The following is an 11801-nucleotide window of genomic DNA, read 5'->3' as shown; positions in this document are numbered from 1 at the left end:
TGGAGCCGATCGGATTCGAACCGACGACCTCCTGCTTGCAAAGCAGGCGCTCTCCCAACTGAGCTACGGCCCCTCGATGCGGTGGGATAACAGGGAGTCCCACAGGGGGAAGGATGGGGCGCGCGCTCGCCGCCCGCCAGTTTCGTCGCAGTCCCGCTCAAGTCGAGGCCGGTGGGAGTTGCGACGCTTCAAGCCGGGCGCCTACGCTCCCTTGAGGACTTGAGCAGCTCAACTCCCGGAAGGCCGGTGGCCATGTCGGAATCTCGCAGGACGTTCCTGAAGCAGTCTGCGGCGACGGTGGCCGCCGTTTCCCTGACCGGTTGCGCTCCCGAAGCCGCTGGCGGGCGAGCCGCTGAGACCGATGGTGACGCGCTCTCTCGCACCGATGGCGCCACCCCCGTCCCCCTCCCCGCCGAGACCCTCCGGGCCGTCGCCGAAGCCGTCCTCCCGGACGAACTCGGCGAGGACGGCCGCGAACGGGCCGTGCGCGCCTTCGAGCGCTGGTCCGAGGCGCTGGAGCCCGTCGCCGAACTGAGCCATGCGTACCTGGTGCCCGAGATCCGGTACTCGGGGCCGGATCCCAGACCCGGATGGGTCGCGCAACTCGAGGGTCTCGAGAAGGAATCCGGGAGCCGCCACGGGGTGTCCCTCTCCGAACTCGACGTTCCCGGTCGCCGGGAACTCCTCGCAAGGCCGCTCGCGGAAGCCGGGCCCGACCTGGGAGCGCCCCAGAACGCGGACCACGTGGCGCTGGCGCTGACGGCCCACTTCTTCGGCTCCGCGATCGCGACGGACCTCTGCTACGGGCGGGCCATTCGGAGGGAACTCTGCCGCTCGATCGAGGGGGCCGAGGACGAACCCGCGCCGCTGGGAGCCGCGCCGTGAGCCGCGCAGTCGGACGGACCGCCAGACGGGTCGTGGAGAGCGACATCTGCATCATCGGCGGCGGGATCACGGCCGCCATGGTGGCGGAACGGCTCGCTGAGCGGACCGGCGCCTCGATCACCGTCGTCGAAGCGGGCGGGAAGACGGCGTCCCTCGAGGAACGCTCCGATACCAGGGCGCGGATGCTGGCCTACGGCGAGAATCCGTGGCCCAACGACCACATCCGCGGCCAGACCGGCTCGGGCGCGATGTACAATTCCATGGTCGTTGGCGGCGCGGCGATGCACTGGGGCGGCGCGGTCCCGCGCTTTTCGCCGGAGGACTTCCGTCTGCGGTCGCTCTACGGGGTCGCATCCGACTGGCCCATCTCCTTCGACGACATCGAGCCGTACTACCAGGAGGCGGAGGAGCGCATGGGGGTGGCGGGCGAACAGGGTCCCCCCGAGTACGACCCGCGTTCGAAGCCGTACCCCATGCCGCCGCTCCCGCTTTCATACAGCCTGGCGCGCATGCGGGAGTGGACGGCGAAGACCGACATCCCGTTCTGGACGCAGCCCTGGGCGCGCAACACGGAGCCGTACCAGGGGCGGGACGTCTGCCGCCGCTGCGACACCTGCTTCGTCTGCCCCACGGGAGCCAAGTACACACCCGACTTCACCTTCGACCGGCTGCTGGCGGACGGGCACATCGACCTCGTCACACGCACCCTCGTCCGACGCCTGAGTCTGGAGCCGGGCTCGGACCGGATCGCCGTAGCGGAAGCCGTCGACCGGGACGCGCCGGACGAGCCGGTCGAGTTCCGCGCGGGCACGTTCGTGATCGCCTCCGGCCACGCCTGGAGTTCCCACCTCCTGCTGCTCTCGGCAAACAGCCGCTTCCCGGACGGCCTCGCGAACCGCACCGGGAACGTGGGGCGGTACATGACGGGACACTGGTACCTCGCGGGCTTCATCAACCTCCCGATGCGGCTCTATCCCGGCATGTTCATCTACAACAGCCTCCTCTCCCGCCGCTTCGCCAGCCCGGGACCGCTCGACCGCTACGTGCGCCACGACCTGCGCCTGTGGGAGTCGAACGTCGGCCGCGCCCCAAGGCTCGAGGACGACGACGGACGGCTCCTTTGGGGCGATGAAATCATGGCCGACTGGAGGGCGCGTACCGAGTCCGAGTCCAGCGCGCGCGTCCGGGCCTACTACGACCTGCTACCGGACCGGGACAGCCGCCTCACGCTCGACGCCGCAAGGACGAACGAGCTGGGCGACCCCATGCCCAGGATCGACTACCGGCCCGCGAAGGAGAGCGTCGACCTGCAGGACCACACGGTCGAGACGATCTCGGGACGCTTCGAGGAACTCGCCCGCGCGGCCGGAGGCTCCATGAGGAGCATCGGGCGGCCATCCGAGCTGTGGGAGCACCCCGGCGGCGGCTGCCGCATGGGCGACGATCCGGCCACGAGCGTGGTGGACCGGTGGGGCCGCACCCACGACCACGAGAATCTCTTCGTGGTGGGCGCACCGACCATCGTCTCCGGCGGGTGCGCGAACGGGACTCTCACCTTCTGCGCCCTCTCCCTCATGTCCGCCGAGGAGATGGAAAAGGAACTCCCCTCGACCTGACGCGGACGGCTACATCCGTCTCCCCAGGTCGAGGCGATGCGTCTTCGCGATTCGCCCGGCATCCCCTTCTTCGACACCCGCTTCGGATGCGAAACGCCGCCAGTGGCCCACCGCGGCGAGTACCCGGTCGACGACGCGGCTCGCGGCCGGAACCCTGAGCCCGGACGTCTCGGCGAAGCTCCGCAGATCGGCGCGTTCGAACCCGTCGCGCTTGCCGGCGAGGCTCATCTGGTGCTGGCCTGTCCACAAACCCTGCGGGTTGTAGGCGTACGCCACGTCATATGCCGGCGACAGCCGCCACATCCCGCTACGGTTCATCAGGAACGCGATGTTCTTCACGTGATCGTCCTGATTCCGCGCGACGACGTTGAAGACCGCCCGGCGGTACTGCTCCTCGACCACCCCCATGCCGAGCCCGAGCCTCCGGATCGTCTCCACGGCCTGCTCGTAGGCGTATGCGTTCGGCAGGTTGTAGTCGAAATGCCGGAGCGCCGCGAGGGACTGCATGTGGATCTTCCGCCCCTTGGTGTCGCGGTCGAACCGGCGCGTCATGAAATGACTCCGGCCGCCTTCGTGATGCAGGCGGCATTCAGACATCTCGATCCCGGCTTCGCGCGCCATCAGGTGATACGCGTACTCGATACGCCCGTAGCCGCGTGGATCCGCGAGTTCCCGGTCGCGGTTGTTGGAGACGCCGTCGAATTTGAGGATCCAGTGCTCGAAGCCGGCTTCCGCATCCACCTGGCCGGACCGGAATTCGCCCGTCGCCGGATTCCAGGCGAGCACCGCCTTCGCCCGTGCGCCGCCCGCAGAGGTTCCCACGCGGAGGATGTCTTCGAGCGCTCCGCCTTCTCCGCCGCTGTCCAACCTGCCCGCCAGTCGACCGCGCTCGCCGAGAACGCGGTTGGCGAGATCAACCAGTTGCGCGACCTCAACCTCGCCTCCGTTCCCGCTCCGTAGCGCCGGTTCGAACTCCAGCGCCCCGACGCCGCGCTTGCCGATGTAACAGAGCCGGTCCACCGGACTAAAGTCCTCGAGACGGCGCCCGGTCTCCGCCAGCCAGACGTCGATCAGCCGGTGGCCGAAACTGTCCGGCAACGCATCGGCGAGAAGGCCGGGCAGGCCCGTGAACGCCTCACCGAGCGCCGGGAAAGCATACGGTGCTTCGCGCACGGGCATCGCCATGGGAGACACCTCGATACCGACCGACAGGAACTCGGGATCGTACTGGAACACGCCGAGCCCCCGCCCGGCATCCCAGGACACTGCGCCGATCCGGCGGCCCCACAGGTTCACGCTGGCGTCAGTCATTCAGATTCGTCGGCCCACGACCAGGGGTCGCCCCGAGACCCGCCCTTCCGGGGACGCGCTCGCTGCCGTTCCCTGCCGCCCGAGTCCACGCGTTCAATGGGCCGGACTTCCACCGGCGGCACCGCGTTCAGCAGACCTTCACCCAAGCCAAGGGAAATAGCGACGCGCAGCAGGCTGTCCAGACCGCTCGGCTGGCCGGCCTCGATGCGGCGAAGCGTGCGCAGTCCTATTCCTGCCTCTTCGGCCAGCGTCCGCTGCGTCACGTTTCTCGCAAGGCGCAGCGTCGCAAGGCGACGCCCCATTTCGGTCCGCAGCGCACGGGAAGTCAGGTTTTCGTGCGTCACGCCAGCAGCCAAGATCAGCTCCCAAGCTCCGCAAACTGCCGTTGATCCGAACCCAAATTGCCGCTAGATCGCTTAGGCGTCAAGGGGCCATATATTGCCTTCTAAAACTTTTAGTAAACTTATACGGCCACATGTTACCTCTTATTTTTCGAAATAAACCGAACGATGCCGTGATGGAGAAGCCCTATCTCAAGAGTAGCGGGGCGTCGGCTACGGGCGCTTTTCGCCGGCGGTTACGGGGAAGCGGAGGTAGTTCTCCGGAGGTGGGAGGCTGCACACGGAGTGGGGGGTGAAGGCGCACGGCGCGTTGTAGGTGCGGTTGAAGTCGATCGTCGTCCAGCCGTCGTCGCCCGCGAGGGGGGCGCGCATGTAGCGGCCCGCCTGGTAGGTGTCGGTCACGGCGGTCGAGTCCCACAGGCTGATGAAGTAGGAGCGGCTCGACGCACCGGCGAAGGCCATGAGCCGATGCTCCGCCCCGTCAACGCGGAAGACGAGATCTCCGGGCGCGGTATTCTCGAGCGTCCCGCCCCTCACGTCGGCCAGAGAGACCGTACGCGGCTCCGGATAGGGCTCGAAGCGCGCCGTCACCCGCCAGTCGTTCGTGATCGGGAAGTACCCGGGAAGCTCGAAGGCGGCGAGGCGCGGGGCGTCCGTATCCCAGACCCGAAGCCAGAGTCGCTCCGTTCCCGGCTCGGCGTGGACCCGCATCCCGAGCGACCCCAGCGCCAGCCGAACCGTCCCCTCGCTCCGGTCGTCGGGCAGGGGCATCGGTTCCGTCACGGTCTCACCGACCTCGCCGGTCACCGGCTCCCGCACGTGCAGACCGCTCCCGGCTTCGGGAACGAGGCGCACGACCCCATCCTCCAGGTACAGCGTTCCGGCCAGGGGCGGCGCATCCTCCTCGGGCAGGACGATGGCCGCGGATCGGTCGGAACCGAGGGTGTTCGCACCTTCCCGCAGTTCGAAGAGCCCGTCCCAACTGATGACGCCCGCATTGGGGTTCGCGAGGCTGCGCCGCCGCCCCTCCCGCCACTCCTCATGCTCCGCCGCCAACACGTCGGCCTCCACCGGCGCCGGATCGGGCCAAGTTTCCCTTGCGCAACCCGTCCAAAGAACGCTGATGGCCACGGCTAGGATCGCCCCTCGTTCCTTCACGGCCGTGATGCCTTCCCGGGCGGGTATTTTTCGGCGTTCAGGCGGAGTTTCTCCTCTGCCGCACCCAGCAAATCGATGTTGGCCACGTCCGCGAAGCGGAGGATGCCCAAGAACACATCGGCTGCCTCCTGCCTCACGTCCCCGAGGCGGGTGCCAACCGCGTCCTGGCCCCACCTAAAGAGGGCGAGAAGTTCCCCTGCCTCGCTTGCGACCAGCGCCGCGAGATTTCGGGGCGTGTGGTATTCCTCCCAATCCCGAGCCCGAGCGGGTGTCGCGTCCCTCACTGTCGCGTCGTTCATCCACGGAACCTGTTTTCGTTGTGCCATTCCAGGTAGCCGGGTCCCGGCCGATTTCTCGGGGCGTGTGGGGACCCACAGCTTGGTCCCGCGCAGCTTGAGGTAGTTCTCGCCGTCATTGAAGTCCGTTCGCATGCGCTCGCTCACCTCAACCTGATAGTCCGGCGTCACCGTTACGTATCCCGCGTCGAACAGCCGATGGACATCGGACCTCAGCAGCATACCGTTCTGTACGTAGTTCACAGGTGTAACGGAGAAAGGTTTGATATGCGCGGCGTCGAGCGCTGGGAGGGCTCGCTCGCGAGTTACTGCGCACTTCCGTTCGTAGACGTCGGTGACGACGCTCCGGAAGATACCCTGTCCCACACGATGTCGTGTTGGCACGAAGTCCCCATAACCCCCCGGCAGCTCCCAGCTCCGTTCGAGTTCCCTCTCCGATACGCGAGTCGCATGTAGCCGATCCGACACTTGCCGCCACAGCTCTCGACCTATGGGACTCTTGAGATCGTACCTAGCTCCTCGCTGTGTGCTTGGAGCCCAGTCAGCCGGTTGGGGGAACCAGTCTTCTTCGTCCCATAGGAACGGTTCGGCCAAGAGGATGCAGCCGATCATGTAGTCTTCCCACGATCGCGGAGAATCCTGCCGGAGTCGCGCTGTGCGGTGGCGCACGTCCTCCAGACTCGTAGCGCCGTTTTTTTCCCCGAACGCCTGCCAGGCGAGACTGATCGGAAGTGGCGTGTAATGCTCGAAGAAGCCCCCACCAACGATCACGTTGTGGGGGCTTCGAAGTTTGAAGAGCAGCGGTTGACCACGCTGAAGAACGCCGAATTTCCCACCCCATGGCTTGGGAGTCCAGAAGTTCACTTCCTCGACCTGCTCGCGGCGCGAGAGTGTGCGCAGGTGGTCGAACCACTGCTTGTCCGTGACCGCGACGTATGCGTTCAAGGCCTACCTCTTGTATTCGCTCGCCGAGACCGTGCCATGCGGCTCCGTTGGAGTCCCACCATGGGTCGCCGAGAGCTGCTCGCGCAACCCGGGGAATCTGCTAGGCAAGAGAACTTTTTCTTAGCAAATCGCTAAGGAAAGCGAACACGGCTTCGCTTTCCTTAGCGACCAGAAAAGTCACCCGCGGGAGACTCTCCCAGGATGCGCAGGCCCCCCCTACGGGACCAATCCTTCCAGGGCGGCGGGGTCGCGGGGGAGGGCGTCGGTGAGGACTTCGGCGCCGTCCTCGGTGACGAGGACGACCTCTTCCACGAACACCGAGACGCCGAGGTCGTGGTTGTAGTACCACGGCTCGATCGTGAACACCATCCCGGGCGCGAGCGGTTCGTCGAGAAGGGCGGGATCTCCGGTCGAGAGCCCGATGTGGTGGCCGAAGAAGGAGGGCGTCTGCATGTAGCGCTCCTCCTCGTCCGGGATCGCGTCGTACGCCACCTGCGTGAGTTCGCGCAGGGTGACGCCGGGGCGCACGGCGGCGATCACCGCCTCCGCCGCCCGCGTGCTCACGAGGAGCTTCTCGCGCTGGACCTCGGTGAAGGCGCCGTTCGCGGGGAAGGTCCGTCCCACATCGCTCACGTATCCGTTGATCTCGCACCCGACGTCGAAGATCACGAGGTCTTCGTCCTGCAGCGTGCGGTTGCGGCGGTCGTAGTGGGCCGCGAGGACGCGCCACGGCCACAGGCTGTTCGGACCTGACTTGATGATCGGGGTGAACGGGATGGACTGGGCGCCTGCCTGGCGGCAGGCGCGCTCGAACTCGCCCTGGAGCGTGCGCTCGTCGACCCCCGGCCGAACCAGGGCGGCGGCCGCCCGGATCCCGCGCATCGTGGCGTCCGCCGCGCGCCGCATGCGCATGATCTCGGCGGGCGACTTCACCATGCGCAGGCGGGCCACGATCTCGAACGCGTTCACCAACTCCGCCTCCGGGAAATCGTCCCGCAGTCGCCGGATGAGAGACGCCGTGGGGTCGAGACTCCCGATCAGGGGAACGGCCGGGTCGGGAACCTCACCCGCGGCGCCCGCGTTCACCCGAAGGATCTCGCCCCTCTCCACGCGCTCGCGCAGGAAGCCGTCGAGTTCGGCGATGCCCCGGTAGTCATCCGCGCCGCCGATGCCGCGGATCTGGTAGTCGTCGAGCAGCGGGCGGCCCGGGAAGTCGTTCGGTCGGCCCGGGTTCTCGAAGCGCGGATCCCGCTGCGGCATGAAGAGGATCGAGATGCCGCGACTCGCGTCCAGCACGAGCATCGACTGCGGGACTTCCAGCCCCGTCAGGTACCAGAAGTCCTCGAGCTGCCGGAACGTCTCGCCGTGCGTGATGCCGTCCGACGAGGGGACGAGCAGGAGACCGCCCCCGGTGGCGCGCAGGCCGTCGACGATGCGGTTGCGGCGGAACTCGTATTCCTGCGGGCGAAAGCCCGGCCGGACCCAGTCGGAGTAGCGCTGCTCGGGCGTCTGGGCCGAGAGGAGGGTGGGACCGCTCGGCACGGAACCGAGGACCACCGCAACGGCGAGCAGCGAACTGGCGGACCCGCGGCGCCCGAACCGCCGGCGCCTCGGCCGCCGGCCCGTCATGCGCGGGGCGGGCACGGAGTTCACAGCCGCCAGACCACGAGGAACTGGACCGCGCTCTCCGACACGTCCGTTCCCAGCTTGTTGCGCCAGTACTGGTATTCGATGCCGCTCATCAGGCGACCTCCCTCGCCGCCCAGGATCCGGCCCACGTCCACGGTCAACTGCGGCTGGGCGAGGATCCAGGCGCGGACTTCGTCGCCGAACTCATTCGTTACGGCGGGAATGTACTCCGCGTGGCCGGTGAAGGTGAACGTCTGGCCCAGCATCTCCCACGTCGCGAGCCAGTTCACATCGAACATCCAGCCGTCTTCCGTCGCCGGCGCGCCGCCGTTGTCGACCCCGCTCGAAGCGTCGACGATGCGGGCGAAGTCCGTGTTGAGGAAGGCGAACCCCGGGATGTCCCACGACGCCCGGAACCCCGGCGTGTACTTGAGCACCTTCGCCTGCGAGCCGTAGTTCACGCCGCCGAGCAGGGCGAAGTCGCGGATCGGGCCGAAACCCGCGCGGCCGCCGCCGATCTTCCCGAGACTCAGCGACGGATACCACTCGCCGTACAGGTCCTTCTCGTTGATTCCGTCGTTCCCCCCGTCCGCGGCGTAGTCGAAGAACATGAAGTGGTCGCCCCACGACCACTGCGCGGCGTGCTGGAAGGTGACGATGGTCGTCCCGTGTCTCGTGTCCGTGAACGGGTTCACGAGCTTGCCGAGCTGGAGCTGGAATTCAGCCTGGCCGGCCGCGGCCGCCGGCGCCGCGAGGAGGAGCAGAACTGTGGACAACCCGCGAAGTGACCGTGCGGTCAGGTTCATTCAGCCTCTCTATTGCAGGAGGATCGGGGCTAACGCGTGTACGCGCCGGGAGGTTACAGCCAGATGAACTTCGCGGCGAACACCAGCGCCACCACCAGCAGCATCGGCGGGCACTCGCGCCAGCGGCCCGCCAGCACCTTGATGGCGACGTAGGTGATGAAGCCGAGGCCGATTCCATCGGCGATGGAATGCGTAAGGGGGATCGCGATCGCGGTGACGACCGCCGCGGCGGACTCGGTGATGTCGTCCCATTCCACGTCCTTCAACGCGCGGGTCATGAGACAGGCGACGTACAGAATTGCCGCCGCGGTCGCGAACGGAGGGACGGACTCCGCCAGGGGTGAGAGGAAGAGACAGGCGAGGAAGAGCCCGGCCACGACGACGGCCGTCAGACCGGTGCGGCCGCCGGCGCTCACGCCCGCGGCGCTCTCGATGTAGCTGGTCACCGACGAGGTCCCGAGCAGCGTCCCCGCCACGGTCCCGGTCGAGTCGGCCATGAGCGCCCGCTCGATGCGCGGCAGCCGGCCGTCGTCATCCAGGAGGTCGGCCTGGTGCGCGACCCCGATCAGCGTACCTGCGGTGTCGAAGAGGTCCACGATGAGGAAGGTGAAGATGACGGCGATCATGCCCATTTGCAGCGCGGCGCCGATGTCGAGCGCGAGCAGCGTGGGGGTCGGATCGGGCGGCAGCGACGCGAAGCCGTGCCATTCCGACACGCCCAGGATCAGGCCCATGGCCGTCACGCCGAGCATGCCGAGGATCGCCGCGCCCGGGACGCGGCGAGCCGAGAGCGCCGCGATCGCGCAGAAGCCCAGCAGGGCCAGCACCGCCGGCGCCGCCGTCAGTTCGCCCACGGTGAGGAGCGTGTCCGGACTCCCCTCGATGATCCCCGCGCTTCGAAGCGCGATCACCCCCAGGAAGATCCCGATACCGGCCGAGATCGCCATCTTCTGGCCCCGGGGGATCGCGTCGATGATCCAGCGCCGCACCGGGAGCACGCTCAGCGTGACGAACAGCGTCCCCGACACGAACACGGCCCCGAGCGCGACCTCCCACGGATACCCCATGCCGAGCACGACGCCGTAGGTGAAGAAGGCGTTCAGCCCCATCCCCGGCGCCAGCGCGATCGGGTAGTTCGCGTACAGTCCCATCACGAGCGTGGCGAAGGCCGTCGCGAGGCAGGTCGCGACGAACACGGGACCGAACGGCATCCCGGCCTCGGAGAGGATCGACGGGTTGACGAAGGCGATGTAGACCATCGTCAGGAAGGTCGTGACCCCCGCGGTCACCTCCGTCCGCACGTCGGAGCCGCGCTCCGACAACCCGAACCAGCGCTCCAGCGTCCCCGTCATCGCCTCGCCTCCGATGGTTCCGTGGTGACCTGTCCCTCAAGAAACCTCTGCGGAAAAGCAACTCGCGTAGAGCGCCTCGACCCGCTCTACCTCATCCGCGGTCAATCGTTCGAACTCACGGGTGCGAGCCCGCTTCGACAGCCTGCCGCCATTCTGCCGGAGGAACGTAGACAGGAGATCGATCGTCCGGTCCGGCATGTCCGCCACTTCCTCCTGGACCCGCCGCGCGAACTCGTCGTAGCCCTCCAGGTATGCAACTTCGTCCGGGAGATCCCGGATCACGGTCTCCTCGACGCATCGATAGAGGAACTCGGCGTGAGCCGTGGCGTCGAAGAACCGGTAGAAGTCGCCCGTTTCGTTCAGAACCTCGACGTTGTGTCCACTCGTCGCGCGCCATTCAACCAGGGGCAGGACCCTCGACGAGTAGCTCCGGAGAACCTCGCGGTACTCCGAGATCCGCCTGAGCATGGGCACGCTCACCGGGAATACAAGGTGCGGCGGATTGTAGCCCGCTCGGGCGAGAACGTGATGGATCAACCAGCGGTGAAGGCGTCCGTTCCCGTCTTCGAAGGGATGGATGTACACGAAGCCGAAGGACAGGGCCGCCGCGGATATGACGGGATCGACGGACGTTTCTTCCGCCATCCGGCCATACTCGACCACGCCCCGCATCAGATCCGGGAGGTCGTCCGGACGTGCGCTGATATGCTCCGGAATCGGATCGCGCGTCGCCCGGTTGCGCTCGCCGATCCACCCGCCCTCGGTCCGGACCCCGAGTTCGACGAATCTCGAGTCCCCGATCACGAGTTCCTGCAGGCGCACCAGTTCATCGACCCCAAGGTCTCGCTGGCCGGCCGCGCCGATCGCCTGGCCCCACCGGAGCCCGCGATCCGGCGTCGGGTGCTCGCCCTCGATCTGAAACGATGCCTGGCTGTCCTCGAGGAGTAGAAACGCCGCTGCGCGCCGAACGATATCCGGATGGGTACGACCAACGACAACTTGAGCCTGCTCGCCGAGGCGCATGTCCGAATAGCGCTCAAGCTCGGGAGTCCGCCGGACGAGCGGACAGAACCGGTTCGTGCCGGGCAGGTTGTTGCGCACACGATGCCGTCGTGAGAGAGGGCCGCTCGCCGAAGCAAACTGCTGCTTTGGATCCACCACGGGAACGGCCTTCACCTTCCCGGCGTCGGGGAGATCCAGGCGCGTGTCCAGCAGCCACTCGTACAGGAACCAGATGCGGCGCACGTAGGCGCCCGTTGGCTTGGCACGCACCATACGCACGATCTCTCGCGGGTCGATCTGCCTGAAGAGAGCAGCGAGCACCCCCAAGCTCACCCCCTCCCACTTCAAAGCGAACTCGAGGTGTCCTCGAAGACTCTCCTCCGGGGCGTGGCCCGGAGAAAGCAACATCCACTCGCGTGTCGAGGTGGGGCGATGACGCTTGGCGATGGCGGCCATCCGT

The 11801-nt window shown here is 67.3% G+C and carries 10 protein-coding genes and 1 tRNA gene; 2 read left to right on the top strand and 9 right to left on the bottom strand.

Features of this window, described 5'->3' with window-relative positions:
* Nucleotides 1–73 (bottom strand) — tRNA-Ala (locus RN743_RS03320).
* Between the two features lie 179 nt (nucleotides 74–252).
* On the opposite strand from RN743_RS03320, the gene RN743_RS03315 reads away from it, so the two are divergent.
* Together RN743_RS03315 and RN743_RS03310 are read left to right on the top strand one after the other, a co-directional pair.
* Entirely contained in the window at nucleotides 253–885 is a 633-nt protein-coding gene (locus tag RN743_RS03315) for a twin-arginine translocation signal domain-containing protein (RefSeq protein WP_310776246.1), read from the top strand.
* Complete coding sequence (locus tag RN743_RS03310) at nucleotides 882–2501, top strand: GMC family oxidoreductase (protein WP_310776244.1); 1620 nt, start codon at nucleotides 882–884, stop codon at nucleotides 2499–2501. The genes RN743_RS03315 and RN743_RS03310 overlap by 4 nt, the downstream gene beginning before the upstream one ends.
* 9 nt (nucleotides 2502–2510) lie before the next feature.
* Here RN743_RS03310 and RN743_RS03305 read toward each other — a convergent pair whose 3' ends face one another.
* The 8 genes from RN743_RS03305 to RN743_RS03270 all read right to left on the bottom strand — a co-directional run bounded on the left by RN743_RS03305 (nucleotide 2511) and on the right by RN743_RS03270 (nucleotide 11662).
* Nucleotides 2511–3812: a type II toxin-antitoxin system HipA family toxin gene (locus RN743_RS03305; protein WP_310776242.1), complete on the bottom strand. Its 1302-nt coding sequence runs from the start codon at nucleotides 3810–3812 to the stop codon at nucleotides 2511–2513.
* Nucleotides 3809–4168, bottom strand: coding sequence for a helix-turn-helix transcriptional regulator (locus RN743_RS03300; RefSeq protein WP_310776240.1), 360 nt, complete (start codon nucleotides 4166–4168; stop codon nucleotides 3809–3811). Before RN743_RS03300 ends, RN743_RS03305 begins: the two co-directional genes overlap by 4 nt.
* Before the next feature lie 198 nt (nucleotides 4169–4366).
* The gene (locus RN743_RS03295; RefSeq protein ID WP_310776238.1) at nucleotides 4367–5209 is read right to left on the bottom strand and encodes a DUF1684 domain-containing protein; all 843 of its coding nucleotides are present in this window, start codon (nucleotides 5207–5209) and stop codon (nucleotides 4367–4369) included.
* 98 nt (nucleotides 5210–5307) lie between these two features.
* Nucleotides 5308–6552, bottom strand: a complete 1245-nt coding sequence (locus RN743_RS03290; protein WP_310776237.1) for an HNH endonuclease — start codon at nucleotides 6550–6552, stop codon at nucleotides 5308–5310.
* 216 nt (nucleotides 6553–6768) lie between these two features.
* On the bottom strand, nucleotides 6769–8196 hold the full coding sequence (locus RN743_RS03285; RefSeq protein ID WP_310776235.1) for a Xaa-Pro peptidase family protein: 1428 nt from the start codon (nucleotides 8194–8196) through the stop codon (nucleotides 6769–6771).
* Nucleotides 8197–8201: 5 nt separating this feature from the next.
* A complete protein-coding gene (locus tag RN743_RS03280) occupies nucleotides 8202–8987 on the bottom strand; it encodes a hypothetical protein (protein ID WP_310776233.1) in 786 nt (261 codons plus the stop codon).
* A 53-nt stretch (nucleotides 8988–9040) separates the two neighbouring features.
* Nucleotides 9041–10339 (bottom strand): NCS2 family permease, encoded by a 1299-nt coding sequence (locus RN743_RS03275; RefSeq protein WP_310776231.1) that lies wholly within the window; start codon nucleotides 10337–10339, stop codon nucleotides 9041–9043.
* 36 nt (nucleotides 10340–10375) lie between these two features.
* Nucleotides 10376–11662, bottom strand: coding sequence for a Fic family protein (locus RN743_RS03270; RefSeq protein WP_310776229.1), 1287 nt, complete (start codon nucleotides 11660–11662; stop codon nucleotides 10376–10378).
* Nucleotides 11663–11801: the final 139 nt, after the last annotated feature.

This window comes from Candidatus Palauibacter scopulicola (assembly GCF_947581915.1).
GTDB classification, from domain to species: domain Bacteria; phylum Gemmatimonadota; class Gemmatimonadetes; order Palauibacterales; family Palauibacteraceae; genus Palauibacter; species Palauibacter scopulicola.
Note: the sequence above shows the minus strand (reverse complement) of the source record. Positions and strands in the feature narration are given on the sequence as shown.

Coding starts and splice junctions, on each gene's coding strand:
- RN743_RS03315 (WP_310776246.1), top strand. CDS start 253: ATGTCGGAATCTCGCAGGACGTTCCTGAAGCAGTCTGCGGCGACGGTG.
- RN743_RS03305 (WP_310776242.1), bottom strand. CDS start 3,812: ATGACTGACGCCAGCGTGAACCTGTGGGGCCGCCGGATCGGCGCAGTG.
- RN743_RS03280 (WP_310776233.1), bottom strand. CDS start 8,987: ATGAACCTGACCGCACGGTCACTTCGCGGGTTGTCCACAGTTCTGCTC.
- RN743_RS03275 (WP_310776231.1), bottom strand. CDS start 10,339: ATGACGGGGACGCTGGAGCGCTGGTTCGGGTTGTCGGAGCGCGGCTCC.